Source organism: Streptococcus sp. FDAARGOS_192, assembly GCF_002073815.2.
Taxonomy (GTDB): Bacteria; Bacillota; Bacilli; order Lactobacillales; family Streptococcaceae; genus Streptococcus; species Streptococcus salivarius_H.
In genome coordinates, this window is the sequence record NZ_CP020431.2 from 1,236,563 (window position 1) to 1,255,249 (window position 18,687).

Consider the following 18,687-nt stretch of genomic DNA (forward strand, 5'->3'; position numbering starts at 1 on the left):
AGTATGTTTTGGAAATTAGTTAAATATGAATTACAATCGGTCCGTAAGTGGTATCTTGGAATCTATGGTATTGCTATCTTACTCTCTATCCCCTTGGGTTTAATGCTTCGAAAATCTATTTTTGTAACTGAACAGAGCCACCAAGAACCTAGTCTACTCTTCTTTGCTTTCTTCACACTGATGGTTTTTGCTACCATTATTGTATGGGGAACTATTTATATAGCGACAATAGTCCTCATTGTCAGACGCTTTGCAAAGACTGTCTTTGGGAGAGAAGGTTATCTAACCAATACGCTCCCAGTTTCTGCCCACCAATTAATCTTGTCTAAACTCTTGGTAGCCTTTATTTTAGATATCATTTCATCACTCGTTATACTCCTTTCGATTGGAATTATAGCTGCTTTCTGCCTTGATATGAAAGATATCCTCCTAGCTACCAGCTACTTTGGCCAAATCCTAAAAGAGATAGGTGCTTTCTACCTCTTCATCCCTTCTACAATCTTGTCAATGATTGCTGGTATCCTTTTCTATTACCTCTGTATTAGTATCGGAAACCTCTTCAACACTAACAAAGTTCTTATGGGATTTGTCGCCTTTTTCGCCATTCAGGCTATCCTATTCTTTATTGGTTTCTTCTTTGGACTCGGTGCAGCCTTGACCGGAGATGCAACATATACTGCAATTAATAACTCGTCATATATCATTAGTCTAGTTCAGTCTCTCATTCTCATCGCGGCAAGTTACTTTGGTACCTACTATATCATGACCAAACGCTTAAATTTGGACTAAAGAAAAACCGTGTTCCTTTTGGAACACGATTTTTTTTTGCATTGAAAAGACTTATTTACTTTGTTCTTTACGATAAGTCTCAATCTCGGCCTTGTTACCCCAAACGAAGTGTCCTGGACGTAGTTCAACCATCTCTGGTTTATCAACAGAATAGTCGTGTTGGTTTGGATCATAAACCTTCAAGACTTTCTTACGTTCCAAGATTGGGTCTGGAATAGGAACAGCAGACAAGAGTGACTTGGTGTAAGGGTGGATAGGATTGTTGTAGAGTTCTTCTGTCTCAGCAACTTCCACGATTGTCCCCTTGTAAATAACAGCGATACGGTCAGAAATGAAACGGACCACTGACAAGTCGTGAGCGATAAAGAGATAGGTCAATCCCAACTCTTTTTGGAATTTCTTAAGCAAATTCAAAACTTGGGCACGGACTGACACGTCAAGGGCTGAGATTGGTTCGTCGGCGATGACCAAGTCAGGTTGCATAACCAAGGAACGCGCAATCCCAATACGTTGACGTTGTCCCCCAGAAAATTCGTGAGGGTAACGTGTCAAGTGCTCCTCAAGAAGTCCCACTTCTTTGATGATTTGCTTGATTTTAGCTTTACGATCTTCCTCATCTTTATAGAGATGGAAGTTATGCAAGCCCTCAGACAAGATATAATCAACTGTTGCACGTTCATTCAAACTAGCCGCAGGGTCTTGGAAAATCATCTGAATACGACGGATAAGGTCGTTTTTCTCAGAGTGAGATAAGTGCCCATTGATTTTCTTACCGTCAAAAATAATCTCACCATTACTTGTATCATTCAGACCAATAATGGCACGACCGATAGTAGTTTTACCACTACCAGACTCACCAACGAGGGAAAAGGTTTCACCCTTGTTGATGAAAAAATTAGCATTGTGGACAGCAACGAATTTCTTGCTTCCTTCACCGAAGGAAATCTCCACATCTTTTACTTCAACTAACTTCTCAGGCATTGCCTTCCTCCTCATCTCCTAAATGTGCAAATCCCATATTAGCACGGATTTTTTCATGTAGATTTTGGATAACCGCAGGTTTTTCAACTTTTGGTGCATCCTCATGTAAGAGCCAGGTCTTAGCCCAGTGAGTATCTGAAACTTGGAATTGTGGTGCTTTTTCCTCGAAGTCAATCTGCATAGCATAGTCTGAACGCAAGGCAAAGGCATCCCCAACAACTGGTGTATAAAGTGATGGTGGTGTCCCTGGAATTGAGAAAAGCTCACCCTTATCATCGGCCAACTGTGGCAAGCTTGAAAGCAAGCTCCACGTGTATGGATGACATGGCTCATAGAAAATTTCCTCAACAGTTGCGTATTCAATGATTTCACCAGCATACATAACAGCAACCTTATCAGCGATACTTGCTACCACACCAAGGTCATGGGTAATGAAAATCACTGAGAAACCGTACTCATCTTTGAGTGATTTCAAGAGGTCGATGATTTGAGCTTGAATGGTCACATCAAGGGCAGTTGTTGGTTCGTCACAGATAAGGACATCTGGATGACAAGCCAAAGCAATGGCAATAACGATACGTTGACGCATCCCACCAGAGTATTGGAAAGGATACTCATTGAAACGTTTTTCAGCATCAGGAATACCAACCTTGTCCATGTAATCAATGGCCATTTTTTTAGCTTCTTTGGCTGATTTTCCTTGGTGTTTGACAATGACTTCAACAATTTGGCTACCGATAGTCTTAATTGGGTCAAGACTGGTCATAGGATCTTGGAAGATAGTCGCAATCTTAGCCCCACGAATAGGTGCCCAATCTTGGTGACTCTTAAGCTTAGTCAAATCTTGACCGCGATAATCAATCGAACCACTAGCGACACGACCATTTTCTTCAAGCATCCCTGTGAAAGTCTTAGTCAAAACTGATTTACCTGAACCAGACTCACCAACCAAGGCTAAAACTTCACCTTCAACCAAATCAAGGGAAACTCCTCGAATAGCTGTCAAAACACGGTCACGAACGTCAAATTCCACGACGATATCGCGAGCCGATAATATTACATTTTTATTTTCTGTCATATTGGACTCCTATCTATGCGTACGTGGGTCGCTGGCATCCGCCAAGTTTTGACCGACAATAAAGAGAGCAAGGGAAACGAGAATCAAGGTAGTCAATGGAATCCAGAAGAGATAAGCATTAACTGTAACGTTCTGTGCATAGTCTGAAATCAAACGACCAAGACTAGGCGTCGTAACGGGAAGCCCCAAACCAAAGTATGAAAGGAAGGCTTCGTAAGAGATAAATCCTGGCAAGAGTTGACTAGCCATAGTTACGATAACTGACACAAGTTGCGGCATGATGTTTTTAACCACAATCTTAGCAGTTGGCGTTCCCAGTGTACGAGAAGCCAAGTTGTACTCCAAATCACGGTAACGCATGATTTGAATACGAATGGTATAAGCAATACCAATCCAACCTGTGACAGTCATGGCAAAGATCATATTCCAGAAACCAGCACCCAATGAGTAAGTCAAGACGATAACTACAAGGAGGGCAGGAATATTTGAGATGATGTTGTAGATTTCCATCATAATCATATCGAAGGTCTTAGAAATCCCCCAAACAGCACCTACAAGCAAACCAATGACAACATTAAGGAAGGTAGCGATAACAGCAATAAGGATAGAATTACGAGCTCCAAACCAAACACTATCAAAGAGGGACTTACCATTACTGTCAGTACCGAACCAGTATTGAGCGTTTGGATGTACATAACGCAAACTGAAATCATTTACTTTTGAGACATCATTGAAGTCAAATTTAGAGAACATTGGATAGATGAAACTCATCAAAACGATGGCAATCAAGATACCCAACATTACTACTGTTGATTTCTTTTTAAAGAATTGACGCATCACTGATTTCCAGTAAGAATAAGCTGGTGCATCAATTGTTTCAGAGGCAAAATCATCGCGCTTTACAAATTGGAACTTACTTTTATCAATTGAAGCCATTATTTACCTCCTTTAGATGTCAATTTGATACGTGGGTCAATTATAGTCATAAGGATATCACCCACAAGCAATGAGAAGATGGTGAGGGCTGTGAAAATAAATACAAGACCCACAACCATAGCGTTATTTGAAGCACGGACAGAGTCAATCAACATTTTACCCATACCAGGGAAGGCGAAGATTGTTTCTGTCAAGGTTGCCCCTGTGATAACACTAACGATAGATGCTGGGATTCCTGAAACCAAGGAAACCATAGCATTTTTGAAAATGTGTTTATTCGAAATTTCTTGTTCTGACAACCCTTTGGCACGTGCAAAACGAACGAAGTCTTGTGATTGCAAGTCGATCATGTAACGACGAATCCAAATAGCAAGACCTGGTGTTGACAAGAGACCGAGAATAACAGATGGCAAGACGTATGAACGCCAGTCACCTGCACCCAAGATAGGGAAGGAATCTGGAAGACCAATCTCAGAACCAATCAAACGAATGATATAAACCAAGGCGATGGTTGGTAGTGAAAGCAAGAAAGTCAAGACACCTGTTGATACACTATCAAAGAGTGTGTTTTTAAAGCGTGCCATGTATGATCCCAATGGAATTGCCAAGGCATAAGACAAGACCAAACCAATCAAACCTGCAATGGCAGAGCTTGTCACCATTGATGGGTATTGGTAGCGACTCTTGGTTGCTGTGTATGGGTCATTTCCATAGTAAGAACGATCTCTCGCATCAGCCTGACTTGGTGATTTATAAGTACGAGAGTAGATATCTACTGAAGATATCTTCTTACCAGTAGGGAAGTTGACCTCAGAGCTTTGTGTTTGCCCTTGGCCTTGCGTAATAACATCAAGAACACCTTGCTCAGCATAAGTTGGGTAAGAGGTACCAAGGTTCATCTTCACAAAGTTTTGGTGAACAAATGGGAACTGACCGTTAAAGTAAAGCAAATATTTATGCTTAGTTCCTGAACCGACAACTGACCAACCGATAGCTGGATCATTTTCAATACGGATGTAACGCTTCAAGTTTGGATTTGTTTTATCTTTAACCCATCCAGTATTGTCAAATTCAAAGAGGTGCGTATAGAAGCCAAACACACGTTCAAGCACTGGCACATCACGTGTTGCATAGAATTGTTTACTTTGCTTGAATTGATGCAAACGCCAGCCACGTCCTAAACTATCCACATATTTTTGGTAGATAGCCTTATTTTCTTTTGTTGGCTTAGTGGTTACCGACTTGTCAACTGAGCTAGCTTTCTCCTGCAACTCTTTGGTGTCGTAGTACTCGATATAACCCATACGCTCATAGATTGTATTTTCATAGTTAGCCTTAGAATCGGCTGTCTTTGCAATCTTGTTGTAGTTAGGGTCCTGTCTGAAAATCAGACGCCTCGGCACCATGGTATAGATAATCGTGTAGGTCAAGGCCGTCACGACAAATATTGACAATAGAGAACGGAGGGTTCTCAATAAAATGTATTTTTTCATGTCTCTTCCTTTAATTCCAAAAGAACTTTCCCAATCTAATGAGAAAGTTCCATCGTCCTTTTATTTAACGTGTTTCTCAAGGTCTTTTTGAGCTTTTTCGTTGGACTTAGACTTTTCTTTAAGCCAGCTTTCACGGGCTTTATCATAGTTTTTCTTAGTGACAACATCTTTTTGAGGCTCAAGGTACTTGAAGTATCTGTCAGAACCCTTAGGTCCTACTTGAGAGTAGGCTCCTGAGAATGGTGTCAAACGAGCTACCATTGGAGCTGCACCCTTGTTAACCATAAGTGGCATGAAGAGTGAGCTATCTTCCAACCAAGCTTGTGCCTCTGCATAACGTTCATAACGTACGTTGAGGTTGCTTGTTTCCTTAGCTGCATTGTCAACCAAAGCATCAAAGTCTTTAAGACCTACTTGAGCTGCTGCTGCACTGTTAGGATCGTCAAATCCCATGTAAGTTTTTGTGTTCTCACTAGCTGTTGTCTTGAAGATATCAAGGAATGTTGATGGGTCTTCATAGTCAGGTGCCCAAGCAACTGAAATATTGATATCCCAGTCTTCTGCTGCTGCGTTAGCTGCATACAAAGTACTGTTAAGAAGATCATCTTGAGACATTTGATGAACGTCTACAACAACATTTTCTTTACCAAGTGTCTTTTCAACAGATTGTTTCAAAGATTGTGCACGTGCTACAGTTGGTTTCGCAGCTTGGTCAACTGGAAGGTCCAAGTGAATTGGGAATTGAACACCTTGTGCTTGGAGGGCTTCCTTAGCTTTATTAAATTCAGTCTTAGCCTTATCAGCGTTGAAGAGACCATCTTGACTGTCTTTAAGGTTAACCCCAGACCACTCATCACCATATGAAGCCATCTTTTCAGTTACCAAATCACCGAATGACTTGTCACCAGCATAAACAAAATCAGGTTTTACAAGAAGGTTACGAACTGCAAGGGCTGCACCTTTTTCACCATTAAGTTGTGCTGAATAAGCAGTACGGTCAATAGCGAAGTTAACTGATTGACGGAAGTCCTTGTTAAGAAGAGCTTTCTTAGTTGAATCTTTCTCAGCATCAGTCTTCTTAGATGTATGGTTGTAAGACTGACGGTCAATATTAACACCAACCCCACCAATATCTGCAGATGGTTGTGTATAGAAGATATTATCTTTATATTGTTTTTCTACTGAATCAAAGTTTGAGCTTGTTGGATATAAACGTGCTTGACTATAAGCGCCATCAGTGAAATTACGGACAAGTGATTCTTGGTCAGATGCATCGTAGAAAGAAAGTTTGATGCCATCAAAGTGAACATTCTTCTTATCCCAATAGTTTTCATTTTTAGTCAACTCAATAGATGATTTAGCTGTCAATGACTTAAGGATGTATGGACCATTATAAAGGATAGATGATGGATCTGTTGATTTACCAAAGCTATCCCCTTTTGACTTAAGGAACTCTTCGTTAACAGGCCAGAAGAGAGAATAAGTCATCTTAGAATTCCAGTATGGTTCTGGTTGTTTAAGAGTGTACTGAAGAGTGTAGTCATCAAGTGCTTTAACACCAACTTTAGAGAAGTCTTTATCAGTACCATTGAAATAATCAGCAAGACCTACTACAGAATCTTTTGCTAAATAGATTGACTCTGTCTTTTTATCAGCAGCGTGTTTAAGACCTGTTACGAAGTCTTTAGCTGTTACTTCCGCATACTCTTCACCGTCTGAAGTATACCATTTAACTCCCTTACGAAGTTTGTAAGTATAAGTCAAACCATCAGCTGAAACAGTCCAATCCTTGGCAATAGCAGGTACCAAGTTACCATATTTATCGTTTTCCAAAAGACCATCGACACCATTTGTCACAGCATCAGTTGTTGAACCTTTATTGGAAATAAGATAATCCAACGTTTCAGGATCAGCAGTATAAATATAGTTATAAGTATTGCTTGAAGTGTTTGATTTTGATGAACAAGCCACTAAAACCCCAACACTTAGGAGGGAAACACCCGCAAGGGCCAACCATTTACTTTTTTTCATAAGCATTCTCCAAAAAATCTTTTTTATATGCCTACATTATACCATAAAAAATAAGATGAGTACAATTTTCAGAATATTTTGTCTTATACTGACTTTCTCACATTTACAAACCAAGAAAACACTAGAGTTAAGCCCTTTTTGGACAAAAGAAAAAGGCAAACTGCCTTTTCCTCAAGAATATTATTTAACGTGTTTCTCAAGATCTTTTTGAGCTTTTTCGTTAGATGCTTTCTTTTCTTTAAGCCATTTTTCACGACTTTGTTCATATTCTTTCTTAGTAACTACTTTTTCTTGTGGTTTCACATATTTGAAGTAGTCTGATGAGTTCTTATCACCCACTTGCATGCTAGCACCCGTAAATGGTGTCAAGCGTGAGATAACTGGTGCTGCACCGTTACCAACAGTCAATGGAATGACAAGCGAGCTATCTTCCAACCATGCTTGAGCTTGGGCATATCGGTCGTAACGAGCGTTGAGGTCTGTTGTTTCTGAAGCTGCTGAATCAAGCAAGGCGTCATAATCTTTAAGACCTACTTGGGCTGCGGCCGCATTGTTTGGATCATCATAACCCATGAAAGTCTTGGTATTTTCACTTGAAGTTGTCTTAAAGATATCAAGGTAAGTTGATGGATCTTGATAGTCTGGACCCCAAACAACACCGTTTGAAATATCCCAGTCTTCTGCTGCCGCATTAGCCGCATTAAGGGTTGCATTTTGCATGTCATCAGATGACAACTGGTTGATATCGATAACTACATTTTCACTACCCAATGATTTTTCAATGGTTTGTTTCAATGATTGAGCTTGAGCAACATTAAGTTTAGAACTTTGATCAACTGGAAGGTCTAAGTGAATTGGGAATTGAACACCTTCACCTTGAAGAGATTCTTTGGCTTTGGCAAACTCAGTCTTAGCTTTTTCCGCATTGTAGAGACCGTCTTGACCATCTGCAAAATTGACACCAGACCATTCATCACCGTAAGTGCTCATTTTCTCTGTCACAAGGTCACCAAAGGTCTTATCCCCTGCACTGACAAAATCAGAAGGAACAAAGAGGTTACGTAGAGCAAGAGCTGCCCCATCTTTACCATTAACTTGAGATTGATAAGCTGTACGATCAATAGCGAAGTTGATTGATTGACGGAAGTCTTTGTTTAGAAGAGCCTTCTTAGTTGATGTCTTTTCAGCATCTGTCTTCTTCGCTGAGAATTTATAGCTTTGACGATCAATATTCACACCAATAGCTGCTGTAGACGCACCTGGTGCTGTGTAATAAATATTATCTTTATATTTCTTTTCTACTGACGCATAGTTAGAGCTCATAGGGAATACACGTGCAATGCTGAGAGCACCATCTGAGAAGCTACGCTCTTGAGCTTCCTGGTCAGAACCATCATAATATGACAATTTGATAGCGTCGAAATGCACGTTCTTCTTATCCCAATAATTCTCATTCTTAGTCAACTCGATAGATGATTTAGCTGTCAAAGATTTAAGAAGGAAAGGACCATTATAGAGGATAGATGTTGGGTCTGTTGACTTACCAAAATCTTTTCCTTTGTTCTTGAGAAAGTCTTCATTAACTGGGAAGAGCAAACCATAGGTTGTCTTAGAGTTCCAGTATGGTTCTGGTTTTTTAAGGGTATATTGCAATGTGTGATCGTCGATTGCTTTGACACCTACATTTGAGAAATCTTTATTGGCACCAGAGAGGTAGTCAGACAAGCCTGCAATAGAATCTTGTACCAAATAGAGGGCTCCAGCTTTGGAATCAGCCGCATGCTTAAGACCAGTCACAAAGTCCTTAGCAGTCACATCAGCATACTCTTCACCATCTGAAGTGTACCATTTAACACCCTTACGGATTTTATAGGTATAGGTAAGACCATCTTGAGAAACTGACCAATCTTCAGCTACAGAAGGAACAAGGTTCCCATATTTATCAGCTTCCATAAGACCATCTACACCATTAGTTACAGCAGTCTTAGTAGGTCCAGTATTTGACGTGATATAGTCCAATGTTTCAGGATCTGAGTTATAAATATAACCATAAGTCGTTCCACTAGTGCTTGACTTAGATGAACAAGCCGCTAAGGCACCTACACTGAGGAGTGCCACACCCGCAAGGGCTAACCATTTGCTTTTTTTCATAAGATTTCTCCCAAAAATAAAATTTTACTCTTTCATTATAGCATAAATAATCAAGAATAACAGTCGTTGTCAGACTATTTTGAACAAGTATTGTACATGATAAAACACGATAAACTCAATAACCCCTTGTATTCCCTAGGTTTCTAGCCACCTCAATCAATTTATTTTTAATCACTCGTCATGCATAAAACAAAAAGGTCTAACACCTTGGTTAAACCTCTGTTTTTAAGTTAAAATTAGCCATTAAGAGCTTGAGCAGCTGTGATAATCGCCAAATTGTAAATATCTTCAGCACTAGCCCCACGAGAAAGGTCGTTAACAGGTTTATTAAGACCTTGCAAGATTGGACCGATAGCTTCGAACATTCCCAAACGTTGGGCAATCTTATATCCAATGTTACCTGCTTGCAAACCTGGGAAGACAAAGACATTAGCATGTCCTGCTACGTTACTATCTGGAGCCTTAATCGCTGCTGTTGCTGGAACAAAGGCTGCATCAAACTGCAACTCACCATCAATAGCCAAGTCAGGACGCATTTCTTTAGCAATATTTGTTGCCTCTACTACCCTGTCAACTTTTGGCGATTTAGCAGAACCTTTTGTTGAGAAGCTAAGCATGGCCACTTTAGGATCAATACCAAAAACTTTAGCTGTTTCAGCAGTATTAATTGCAATTTCTGCCAATTCTTGAGAATTTGGCTCAATATTGATCGCACAATCAGCAAACACCAAGCGATGATCGGTATTTTCACGGTTCATAAGGAAAACACCTGATGTACGTGAAATGCCTGGTTTTGTTTTGATAATTTGAAGGGCAGGACGTACCGTATCCGCTGTTGAGTGGATAGCACCTGAAACCATTCCATCAGCAAGACCAAGTTTAACTAACATAACACCGAAATAGTTCACATCACGAAGCAATTTCTCTGCATCTTCGACTGTTGCTTTTCCTTTACGGATTTCAAGAAATTTTTCCTTCATTTCCTCAAAACCTTCATAGGTTTCAGGATTAATAATCGTATAGTTAAAGTCTGCAAAACCAAGATCGCTCAAGATTTTGTGAACCTCAGCTGGGTCTCCCAAAATAATAGGATCCACCAATCCTTCAAATTTCAAACGGGCAGCAGCACGAACCACACGGTCGTCGTTACCCTCAGGGAAGACAATCTTAACACCTTTCCCTGCAATACGTTCACGAAGTTCACCAAATAGACTACGCATAAAAAAATCCTCAATCAATCTTTTTTAGTTTGTAAGTTCATGATAACGGTTTCAAAATCATCTGTCAAGGAAGATGCATGGACCATCTCTTTTTTGGTGAAAGGATCAATAAAGGCAAGACGATGACAATGCAAGGCTTGGCGCTTAATACCATAGTCTAGGGACCCGCCATAAAGGTCATCTCCCAAAAGAGGCAAACCTAAGTGGGCAAAGTGAACACGAATCTGGTGCGTACGTCCAGTATGAAGATTGATATCAACCAACTTCACTCGACCATAATCAGCTACCAAGTGATAGCTCGTATGGGCATATTTCCCCGATTTATGAACCCGACGTGTAATAATAGAATCCACATCACGCGCAATCGGTGCAATGATTTCTCCCTGCTCCTCAAGTTTGGTATCACCTTCAACCAAGGCATAGTAATGTTTCTTGATAGACTTCTGCTGCAACTGCTTATCCATACGTGCGTGGGCATAACCATGCTTAGCAAACAGCATGAGACCAGATGTGTCCTTATCCAGGCGTGTCACGATATGCACACGCTGATTAGGATAATTGTTGCTAACGAAGTGATGCTTGACGAAATTAGCCATAGTATTGTCATGATTAACACTTGGAATACTAGCATAGCCATAGGGTTTATTAATCACCAAGAAGTTATCATCCTCATAGACGATATCCAAGTCAAAAGGAATTGGCTTCAAGGTTTCATGCGGTGCCTCGTCCGGGATTTCAATGGCAACCACATCTCCTTCATGGACAGGATAAGTCGCAAACTGCTCCTCGCCATTGACCCAAATATGACCACCTTCAAACTTAATCTTGGCCAGAAGTCCTTTTGAAATATCGTGCTCCTTCAAAAAGGTCTTAACTCGACATGAACGTCCTACGGTAAATTCATATCTCATTCTTCCATGTCTCCAATAAAGGAATCACGTACGCGTTCCCAAAAACTTGTGTGACTGGCACTAGCAACAAAAGAAATCTTTCGTTGGTCGATTGAAAATTCTACCTTTTTCACATTACGGTTGGTATAGGTTTTATTATCAACGGATAGAGTGTAACTTCCCATTCGGGTAGGATAAACGGTAATCTTCTCGTGCTTGGGCACAATAAGGGGACTTCCTAAGGTCCGGTACACACGATTATTAAGACTGGCAATCTCTGTCAGTTGCAAGGCTTCAATAGTGGGATGAAGGACCGCACCACCCAAGGATTTATTGTAGGCCGTTGATCCTGTAGGCGTCGACACTGACAACCCATCTCCACGGAAGCTCTCAAATAAGACATCATTAAGGCAAACATCTGCTGCCATGGTTTTCTCATTACGCTTGATGGCTGCTTCATTGAGGGCAATCGACGTAAAAGAACGACCATCAGCCAGGGTCAATTTGACATTCAAAAGAGGGTAAGAAATCTTTGCACCACTATCTTTTCGAAGCGTCTCGATTAATTGATCCACTTCACTGTCCAAATAATCCGTATAAAAGCCTAAATGACCCGTGTGAATCCCTACAAAACGCACACGCGCAAGCTCTTTTTCATACATATGAAAGGCCGATAGCAACATGCCATCACCACCAATTGAGATGACCACATCTGGATTTTTCTTGGTCAAATAAAAATCAGGATCATCTCGAAAGGCATTAAAAAGTTTCGAGGCAACACGCCTACTTTGGGGTTTGCCATTGGCAATAATAGCTACCTTCATCTCATCCGAAGAGGTCTTCATCTGTGTCATCACTATTTCCTACACTATCCTTCAAAGTTCTATTAATTGGATCAAAGAGCAACTGGGCTTCTCTAATATCATCACGTATCTTCCGCATTTCTTCGTCAAGCTCATAAGCCATACGGGCCGTAGTTTCCAAGCGAAGTTTAATCTCCTCAGGAAAATTTCCCTGATATTTGTAATTAAGGGAATGTTCAATGGTGGCCCAAAAGTTCATGGCCAAAGTCCTAATCTGAATCTCTGCAAGAATCTCCTTACGACCATCTATGGTGTCAACGGGATAAGAGATAATAACATGATAAGAGCGATAACCCGAATTTTTACGGTTTCTGATATAGTCTCGCTCTGAAACAATAGTCATATCACTACGATGACGAAGCAAAGCCAAAACCTCATCCACATCATCGACAAATTGGACCATGACTCGGAGACCAGCGATATCCTGCATATCTTGAGCCAAATTTTCAATCGAAAGGCCACGAAGGGCGATTTTCTCCTCAATGGAAGCCACTGACTTCACACGTCCGGTCACAAATTCAATAGGCGAGTGACGATTTTGCTTACGAAATTGTTTACGAATGCCTCGGAGCTTGATTTTGAGCTCACCTACGGCCTGAATATAGGGGTCTAGAAATTCTTCCCAATCCATGGTCAAGATAGGACTCCTCCTTGTCAAAAGCTTTAGTTTTTTATAAAATAAATACAATCTGTTATATTATACCACATTTGAAAGCACAAGGGAGGACACACATGAACCATTTAGAGATAGAGTACAAGACTCTACTCACCAAAGACGAGTACAATCGTTTAGCGATGCTTTTCTCCCATGTGACACCTGTTACGCAAACCAACTACTACATCGACACTCCTCAGAGTGACATGAGAAATAAAAAGTTGTCTTTGCGTATTAGGACACTTCCCACTCATGGTGAGCTGACCTTGAAAATCCCTGAAAAAGTCGGGAACATGGAGTACAACGTTACCATGGATTGTGCGGATGCTAAGGCTTTGACTAAGTCGCTGGACTTTCCTGATTGTCAAATCAAATCCATTCTTTTAGAACGCGGGGTTAAACTAGAGGACCTAACCATCCTCGGACATTTGACCACAACTCGTCGCGAGTACCAGACCAACATCGGCCTCATGGCTCTTGATGTCAATGTCTATGCTGACAAGAAAGATTACGAGCTTGAACTAGAAGTTTCGGATGCTGAGAAAGGTAAAGACGACTTTGATGCCTTTCTTAAAGAAAATAATATTGACTTTAAGTATGCCAAGAGTAAGGTTGCACGCTTTGTAGCTACCCTCAAACGAGACAAAGACTAAAATTTAGACAAGGAGTTGGCTCCTTGTTTTTTTTATTTTAAACACATGTAGCTTCAAATGCCACAAGTATTTAGAACTTCAGAGGGTAATAGATTTCTCTGAAAACGCATACAAAGGCGTTTTATCTAGCAAAGGTTCGGTATTTTTCACTAATATCATACTTTGATGGCTGAAATTTCTGCTTCTTTTTGCTAAAATAGAACTATCTGTAGTTTTATTACAATAGCCCTAACTGGGCTTAGCATCTTATTTTTTTAAAGGAGTCACCATCGTCATGGTACATCAAAAAGCAAACCCACAATTGAAATTGTTCTCGCTCAGCTCAAACCCAGAAATTGCTGAAAAAATTGCTGAGGCTACTGGATTGCCACTTGGTAAAGTATCTTCACGTCAATTTTCTGACGGTGAAATCATGATTAACATTGAAGAGTCTGTTCGTGGGGACGATATCTATATCATCCAATCTACTAGCAACCCTGTTAACGACCACCTTTGGGAATTGCTCATCATGATTGATGCCTGCAAACGTGCCAGTGCTAACTCTGTCAACGTTGTTATGCCTTACTTTGGTTATGCACGTCAAGACCGTATCGCTGCGTCACGTGAACCAATCACTGCTAAATTGATTGCCAATATGCTAGTTAAAGCTGGTGTCAATCGTCTCTTGACGCTTGACCTTCACGCTGTCCAAGTTCAAGGATTCTTCGATATCCCAGTAGATAACCTCTTCACAATGCCTTTGTTTGCTGAATACTACAACAAAAAAGGATTCACAGGAAGTGATGTTGTCGTTGTTAGCCCTAAAAACTCGGGTGTTAAACGTGCTCGTAGCTTGGCGGACTACCTTGATGCACCAATCGCTATCATTGACTACGCTCAAGATGATTCAGAACGTGAAGAAGGCTACATCATCGGTGAGGTTGAAGGAAAAACAGCAATCTTGGTTGATGATATCCTTAACACTGGTAAAACGTTTGCTGAAGCTGCTAAAATCCTTGAACGTGGTGGCGTTAAAGACATCTATGCAGTAGCTAGTCACGGTCTCTTTGCAGGAGGTGCTGCTGAAGTCCTCAACGCTGCCCCAATTAAAGAAATCTTGGTGACAGATTCAGTTGCAACTAAAGAAAAAGTTCCTACAAACGTTAAATACATTTCAGCAAGTAAGCTAATCGCTAACGCTACTACTCGTATTTTCGAACGTCAACCACTTAGCCCACTCTTTGCTTACACTGCAAACGAGGACTAAGCTATGGTTTATTTGGACAATGCGGCAACAACTCCTTTAAATACTGCTGCTATTTCAGCTATGACACATGTCATGACTGAAACCTTTGGGAATCCATCCAGCCTCCATGCTTACGGTCGACAGGCTTCTAAGGAACTTCGTGAAGCCCGTGAAGAAATGGCCAAACACTTTGGAGTCCCTGCTCGTAAGCTTATTTTCACTTCTGGTGGGACTGAAGGAAACAATACAGCTATCAAAGGTTACGCCCTAGCCAATCAATCTAAAGGTAAGCACCTGATTACAACTGCTATTGAACACCACTCTGTCCTTCACACCATGGCCTACTTGGAAGAGCGTTTTGGTTTTGAAGTAACCTATATTCAACCAGAAAATCAAGTCATTACTGCCCAACAAATCGCTGATGCCTTACGTGACGATACCATTCTGGTTTCTGTTATGTATGCCAATAATGAGACTGGCCAATTACTTCCTATTAAGGAAATTGGTGACTTGCTTGCCAATCACCAAGCTGCCTTCCACGTCGATGCCGTTCAGGTAGCAGGAAAGCTTTCTATTCACCCAGAGGAACTTGGAGCCGATTTTCTCTCTATTAGTGCCCATAAATTCCACGGACCTAAAGGTGTCGGCTTGCTCTATCATAACGATTTGCATTTTGACAACCTACTCCACGGTGGTGAGCAAGAAGAAAAACGCCGTGCCAGTACTGAAAACCTGGTCGGGATTGCAGGTATGACCGCAGCTTACAAACAAGCTAGCGACCACTACCAAGACAATTACCAGCATGTTGAAACGATTCGTCAGGCCTTTCTAGATTCCCTTACCATTCCTTATGAAATCAATGGTGGAGGACCTAGCCTACCTCACGTCATCAACATCAGTTTTCCTGATAAGGAAAACGGCCCTCTCTTAACCTTGTTAGACCTAGCAGGCTTTGCTGTCTCAACAGGTTCTGCTTGTACTGCTGGAACTGTTGATCCAAGTCATGTCATCCAGGCCCTCTATGGCAAGGATTCTGACAAGCTAAAAACAGCCATTCGCATTAGTTTATCAGAGGAAAATACCGCTGAAGAACTCCAGGCCCTAGCAGAAAAACTTAATCAAATCATAGGAGACTAACATGGCATTTGAAAAAAGCATTCATTTGACTGACTGTAAGTACCGTTACACCATCAGTCCTAATGTCAAAAAATTCACTCTACGTGATACGACTTTTGTGCAAAATAAAATCGGAAACTACGAGTTGCACCGCCTTCTCGAAAAAGTGCCTAACTCAGGCGAAGGTTTCCCACTCAAAATCACTATTAACAAAGACTTGACAGGCTTCAAATTGTCTATCACAGACAAATCTGGCCTTCGTAACGTTAATATCTTTAAAAATGAAGATCACCACATCTTGCAAGAGAAATTCTACTTCTTGATGCAGAGTTTGGTTGATCGTAACGTTTTCGAGCAAGAAGAAGTCTAAATTTTTTCTTACTACATAGAAATAGCCTATCCATGTGATAGGTTTTTAATATCGCCTCATCTACACTATTTTGTTGCAATCTTCACAAACTTTTCTTAAAATATAAGAGAATCATACTAATTAAAGAAAGGAAAGCGATCAATGACATTTGAGAAAAACATCCCAAACGCCACTGCCAAACGTCTCTCTCTCTACTATCGTATTTTCAAACGATTCCATCGTGAAAATATCGACAAAGCAAGCTCTAAACAAATTGCTGAAGCGATTGGGATTGACCCTGCTACTGTTCGTCGTGACTTCTCCTATTTTGGTGAACTAGGTCGCCGTGGTTTTGGTTATGACGTAAACAAGCTGATGACATTTTTCGCTGAACTCCTAAATGACAATGCGACTACCAAGGTACTCCTCGTAGGTGTTGGTAATGTCGGGCGTGCCCTCCTCCACTACCGTTTTCAAGAGCGTAACCGCATGCAGCTGGTCATGGCTTTTGATACAGACGATAATGAATTGGTTGGAACTCAAACTGAGGACAAGATTCCTATCTATGGGATTTCCCAGATTAAGGACAAGATTGCCCAAGAAGATATCAAAACAGCCATCCTGACAGTGCCATCAGTTAAGGCCCAGGAGGTGGCTGATCTTTTGGTTGATGCTGGAATTGAAGGCATTCTCTGCTTCTCTCCGGTCAACCTCAATCTTCCACGCCATGTGGTGGTTCAATATGTAGACTTGACTAGCGAACTACAAACCCTACTCTATTTCATGAAAGAAGAAGAAAAATCGAGGAGAAACAATGACTAAACCAATTATCGGAATCACTGCCAATGTAAGGCCTAATCCAGCCCATGAAGACATCAACTGGTCCTATGCCCCATCTGGCTTTGTAGAAGGAGTTCAAAGAGCCGGTGGCCTAGCAATCCTACTACCAGTATCCGATCCTTCGGAAGCCAAGACCTACATCTCCATGATTGATAAGCTTATCCTGATCGGTGGGCAAAACGTTGACCCTAAATTCTACAACGAAGAGAACCATGCCAGTGAAGATGACTTCTTCCTCGAACGAGATATCTTTGAAATGGCACTCATCGAGGAAGCCACTAAGCAGAAGAAACCCATCTTTTCAATCTGTCGCGGTACCCAACTCATGAATGTCGCACTAGGTGGTAGCCTCCATCAAGATATTGAGCATCACTGGCAGGACAAGCCATCTGATTACCTCTACCATGAGATGATTGTTGATGAGAACAGTAAGTTGGCAGAAATCTACGGAAGTGAAACCTCTATCAACTCCTTCCACCATCAAAGTATCAAACACTTGGCCTCTGACCTTCGTGTCATTGCGCGTGATCCTGAGGACAACACAGTCGAAGCTGTTGAGTCAAATAGTCCAGACCTTCGCTTTCTTGGTGTACAGTGGCACCCAGAGCTTCTCCTAGACAAACGTGAAGAAGACCTCAAACTCTTTGAATACGTCGTTAACGAACTTTAAAAGCAACTGAGACTGCACTCAGTTGCTTTTTCTTGTCTTTATTCCATCGGCTCAATCTAAAGCTCAAAATCCTCCCTCTCCTCACGAAAGGAATAATAGGTCGATTTGCCAACAATCAGATGATCAAGCAGACAAATCCCTAAGTCATCACAGGACCGCTTAATCTTTTGAGTAAAATCAATATCATTACGACTAGGATAGGCTTCCCCCGAAGGATGATTGTGAACCACAATCAAAGACGTTGCCATCAGATGACAGGCATAATGTAAAATCTCACGTGGCTCAGCAATCGAACGACGGACCCCACCAATAAAAACCGTCTTTTGCTGAATAATACGGTTCTGCGTATCCAAATAGATAGCCACCAGATGCTCCTGAGGCTTGTCCCCAATATCCAACATCATACGACGAGCCACCTGCTGACTGGACATAATCTGCTCAGAACGAGACAACTCAGCCTTCTCAATCCGCTTAGCCAACTCCACCATAGCCTTGAGCTCAATAGACTTCACACGCCCAATACCAGGAATCTCCTGAAGCTCATTCAAGGACAAACGAGACAAATCCGCCAAACTCGTCATCCCTTTCAAAATACGATTGGCCATAGATAAGACCGACTCAGACTTGGTCCCTGTCCGCAGCACTATCGCCAACAGCTCCTGGTCCGATAAAACCTCTGCTCCCTTCTGCAAGAGTCGCTCACGAGGCAAAAGCCCCGCCTCCTCAGATACAATACTATACATAAGA

General features: G+C 41.3%; 18 protein-coding genes. 7 read left to right on the forward strand and 11 right to left on the reverse strand.

Translation table 11 applies throughout. The features are described from left to right. Positions 1-3 precede the first annotated feature (3 nt). Positions 4-789: a hypothetical protein gene (locus A6J31_RS06385; RefSeq protein ID WP_021143813.1), complete on the forward strand. Its 786-nt coding sequence runs from the start codon at positions 4-6 to the stop codon at positions 787-789. Positions 790-840: 51 nt separating this feature from the next. Here the strand turns inward: A6J31_RS06385 and A6J31_RS06390 are convergent, their stop codons facing one another. From A6J31_RS06390 to A6J31_RS06435, 10 genes are all read right to left on the reverse strand, one after another. Continuing rightward, the gene (locus A6J31_RS06390; protein ID WP_080610739.1) at positions 841-1,770 is read right to left on the reverse strand and encodes an ATP-binding cassette domain-containing protein; all 930 of its coding nucleotides are present in this window, start codon (positions 1,768-1,770) and stop codon (positions 841-843) included. Continuing rightward, positions 1,763-2,848, reverse strand: a complete 1,086-nt coding sequence (locus A6J31_RS06395) for an ABC transporter ATP-binding protein (RefSeq protein WP_080610740.1) — start codon at positions 2,846-2,848, stop codon at positions 1,763-1,765. Before A6J31_RS06395 ends, A6J31_RS06390 begins: the two co-directional genes overlap by 8 nt. A gap of 9 nt (positions 2,849-2,857) precedes the next feature. Then, positions 2,858-3,784, reverse strand: a complete 927-nt coding sequence (oppC, locus tag A6J31_RS06400; RefSeq protein WP_002886846.1) for an oligopeptide ABC transporter permease OppC — start codon at positions 3,782-3,784, stop codon at positions 2,858-2,860. Further along, positions 3,784-5,277: an ABC transporter permease gene (locus A6J31_RS06405; protein WP_080610741.1), complete on the reverse strand. Its 1,494-nt coding sequence runs from the start codon at positions 5,275-5,277 to the stop codon at positions 3,784-3,786. Before A6J31_RS06405 ends, oppC begins: the two co-directional genes overlap by 1 nt. Before the next feature lie 60 nt (positions 5,278-5,337). Next, the gene (locus A6J31_RS06410) at positions 5,338-7,308 is read right to left on the reverse strand and encodes a peptide ABC transporter substrate-binding protein (protein ID WP_080610742.1); all 1,971 of its coding nucleotides are present in this window, start codon (positions 7,306-7,308) and stop codon (positions 5,338-5,340) included. A gap of 180 nt (positions 7,309-7,488) precedes the next feature. Continuing rightward, complete coding sequence (locus tag A6J31_RS06415) at positions 7,489-9,459, reverse strand: peptide ABC transporter substrate-binding protein (protein WP_080610743.1); 1,971 nt, start codon at positions 9,457-9,459, stop codon at positions 7,489-7,491. Positions 9,460-9,695: 236 nt separating this feature from the next. Further along, entirely contained in the window at positions 9,696-10,679 is a 984-nt protein-coding gene (gene pta / locus A6J31_RS06420) for a phosphate acetyltransferase (protein ID WP_021143808.1), read from the reverse strand. A 14-nt stretch (positions 10,680-10,693) separates the two neighbouring features. Further along, positions 10,694-11,590, reverse strand: coding sequence for an RluA family pseudouridine synthase (locus tag A6J31_RS06425; protein ID WP_080610744.1), 897 nt, complete (start codon positions 11,588-11,590; stop codon positions 10,694-10,696). Further along, positions 11,587-12,423: an NAD kinase gene (locus A6J31_RS06430; protein WP_002884507.1), complete on the reverse strand. Its 837-nt coding sequence runs from the start codon at positions 12,421-12,423 to the stop codon at positions 11,587-11,589. The genes A6J31_RS06425 and A6J31_RS06430 overlap by 4 nt, the downstream gene beginning before the upstream one ends. Next, a complete protein-coding gene (locus A6J31_RS06435) occupies positions 12,395-13,069 on the reverse strand; it encodes a GTP pyrophosphokinase family protein (RefSeq protein WP_014634828.1) in 675 nt (224 codons plus the stop codon). Before A6J31_RS06435 ends, A6J31_RS06430 begins: the two co-directional genes overlap by 29 nt. A gap of 95 nt (positions 13,070-13,164) precedes the next feature. Here A6J31_RS06435 and A6J31_RS06440 point away from each other — a divergent pair, with 95 nt between their 5' ends. From A6J31_RS06440 to A6J31_RS06465, 6 genes are all read left to right on the forward strand, one after another. Further along, a complete protein-coding gene (locus A6J31_RS06440; protein WP_002886838.1) occupies positions 13,165-13,740 on the forward strand; it encodes a CYTH domain-containing protein in 576 nt (191 codons plus the stop codon). Positions 13,741-14,014: 274 nt separating this feature from the next. After that, entirely contained in the window at positions 14,015-14,986 is a 972-nt protein-coding gene (locus A6J31_RS06445; RefSeq protein WP_002886837.1) for a ribose-phosphate diphosphokinase, read from the forward strand. Between the two features lie 3 nt (positions 14,987-14,989). Beyond that, on the forward strand, positions 14,990-16,102 hold the full coding sequence (locus tag A6J31_RS06450; protein ID WP_080610745.1) for a cysteine desulfurase family protein: 1,113 nt from the start codon (positions 14,990-14,992) through the stop codon (positions 16,100-16,102). Position 16,103: 1 nt separating this feature from the next. After that, on the forward strand, positions 16,104-16,451 hold the full coding sequence (locus A6J31_RS06455; RefSeq protein ID WP_002884733.1) for a DUF1831 domain-containing protein: 348 nt from the start codon (positions 16,104-16,106) through the stop codon (positions 16,449-16,451). 141 nt (positions 16,452-16,592) lie between these two features. Further along, positions 16,593-17,252, forward strand: a complete 660-nt coding sequence (locus A6J31_RS06460; protein ID WP_002884205.1) for a redox-sensing transcriptional repressor Rex — start codon at positions 16,593-16,595, stop codon at positions 17,250-17,252. Continuing rightward, entirely contained in the window at positions 17,245-17,940 is a 696-nt protein-coding gene (locus A6J31_RS06465) for a gamma-glutamyl-gamma-aminobutyrate hydrolase family protein (protein WP_014634832.1), read from the forward strand. The genes A6J31_RS06460 and A6J31_RS06465 overlap by 8 nt, the downstream gene beginning before the upstream one ends. A 56-nt stretch (positions 17,941-17,996) precedes the next feature. On the opposite strand, the gene radC is transcribed toward A6J31_RS06465, so the two are convergent. Beyond that, positions 17,997-18,683 (reverse strand): RadC family protein, encoded by a 687-nt coding sequence (radC, locus tag A6J31_RS06470; protein WP_049554136.1) that lies wholly within the window; start codon positions 18,681-18,683, stop codon positions 17,997-17,999. Between the last annotated feature and the right edge of the window lie 4 nt (positions 18,684-18,687).

What these genes read in the sequence shown, in the direction of transcription:
- pta (WP_021143808.1), bottom strand. Translation starts at nt 10,679, where the DNA reads ATGCGTAGTCTATTTGGTGAACTTCGTGAACGTATTGCAGGGAAAGGT.
- A6J31_RS06385 (WP_021143813.1), top strand. Translation starts at nt 4, where the DNA reads ATGTTTTGGAAATTAGTTAAATATGAATTACAATCGGTCCGTAAGTGG.
- A6J31_RS06405 (WP_080610741.1), bottom strand. Translation starts at nt 5,277, where the DNA reads ATGAAAAAATACATTTTATTGAGAACCCTCCGTTCTCTATTGTCAATA.
- A6J31_RS06410 (WP_080610742.1), bottom strand. Translation starts at nt 7,308, where the DNA reads ATGAAAAAAAGTAAATGGTTGGCCCTTGCGGGTGTTTCCCTCCTAAGT.
- A6J31_RS06425 (WP_080610744.1), bottom strand. Translation starts at nt 11,590, where the DNA reads ATGAGATATGAATTTACCGTAGGACGTTCATGTCGAGTTAAGACCTTT.
- A6J31_RS06455 (WP_002884733.1), top strand. Translation starts at nt 16,104, where the DNA reads ATGGCATTTGAAAAAAGCATTCATTTGACTGACTGTAAGTACCGTTAC.
- A6J31_RS06465 (WP_014634832.1), top strand. Translation starts at nt 17,245, where the DNA reads ATGACTAAACCAATTATCGGAATCACTGCCAATGTAAGGCCTAATCCA.
- A6J31_RS06450 (WP_080610745.1), top strand. Translation starts at nt 14,990, where the DNA reads ATGGTTTATTTGGACAATGCGGCAACAACTCCTTTAAATACTGCTGCT.
- radC (WP_049554136.1), bottom strand. Translation starts at nt 18,683, where the DNA reads ATGTATAGTATTGTATCTGAGGAGGCGGGGCTTTTGCCTCGTGAGCGA.
- oppC (WP_002886846.1), bottom strand. Translation starts at nt 3,784, where the DNA reads ATGGCTTCAATTGATAAAAGTAAGTTCCAATTTGTAAAGCGCGATGAT.
- A6J31_RS06440 (WP_002886838.1), top strand. Translation starts at nt 13,165, where the DNA reads ATGAACCATTTAGAGATAGAGTACAAGACTCTACTCACCAAAGACGAG.
- A6J31_RS06430 (WP_002884507.1), bottom strand. Translation starts at nt 12,423, where the DNA reads ATGACACAGATGAAGACCTCTTCGGATGAGATGAAGGTAGCTATTATT.
- A6J31_RS06445 (WP_002886837.1), top strand. Translation starts at nt 14,015, where the DNA reads ATGGTACATCAAAAAGCAAACCCACAATTGAAATTGTTCTCGCTCAGC.
- A6J31_RS06460 (WP_002884205.1), top strand. Translation starts at nt 16,593, where the DNA reads ATGACATTTGAGAAAAACATCCCAAACGCCACTGCCAAACGTCTCTCT.
- A6J31_RS06415 (WP_080610743.1), bottom strand. Translation starts at nt 9,459, where the DNA reads ATGAAAAAAAGCAAATGGTTAGCCCTTGCGGGTGTGGCACTCCTCAGT.
- A6J31_RS06395 (WP_080610740.1), bottom strand. Translation starts at nt 2,848, where the DNA reads ATGACAGAAAATAAAAATGTAATATTATCGGCTCGCGATATCGTCGTG.
- A6J31_RS06390 (WP_080610739.1), bottom strand. Translation starts at nt 1,770, where the DNA reads ATGCCTGAGAAGTTAGTTGAAGTAAAAGATGTGGAGATTTCCTTCGGT.